Genomic DNA, 613 nt, shown 5'->3' on the forward strand with positions numbered 1-613 from the left:
TACGGATCAAAGCTCGTTTGCCAGCTCCCCGTAGCTTTTCGCAGGCTACCGCGTCCTTCATCGCCTGTGATCGCCAAGGCATCCACCACATGCACTTGTTCGCTTGACCCTATAACGAGTCTGTCTCGTTACAGGTTGAGTTCTCGCGTTGTGCCGTATTCCAATTGAGCCGAACAATGAAGTTCGAATCATCTTGAGATACATCGATACAATCACAACCCGGATAACTTCCACGTCCATCTCAAGACGCTTCCGCTATCCAAATTACTTACTTCTTCCAGATTGTTAAAGAACGACAGCCGATACTTTCGTACCGCTCTGACTGGCTCAATCGCCAATGAGAAAAACTCGAACCAAAATTCATTCGAATGTTTGTCATTGAGGATTATCGAAAGCGGCCGGCATTATAACCGTTTAAACCGCTAACAGACAGTCTTTTTGTCTTAATCAACAGCCGATAAGCGTGAGCGCTCAACTTATGCGAGAAGCTCTGGAAAGGAGGTGATCCAGCCGCACCTTCCGATACGGCTACCTTGTTACGACTTCACCCCAGTCATGAATCCTACCGTGGTGACCGTCCTCCTTGCGGTTAGACTAGCCACTTCTGGTAAAA

General features: G+C 48.0%; 2 rRNA genes. Both read right to left on the reverse strand.

Annotated features, from left to right (window positions below):
* A 23S ribosomal RNA gene (locus tag QZM72_RS35540) occupies positions 1-109 on the reverse strand; the annotation flags it as partial.
* Positions 110-494: 385 nt separating this feature from the next.
* A 16S ribosomal RNA gene (locus QZM72_RS35545) occupies positions 495-613 on the reverse strand; the annotation flags it as partial.

This window comes from Burkholderia sp. AU45388, from assembly GCF_030481585.1.
In the GTDB taxonomy this organism is placed as follows: Bacteria; Pseudomonadota; Gammaproteobacteria; order Burkholderiales; family Burkholderiaceae; genus Burkholderia; species Burkholderia sola.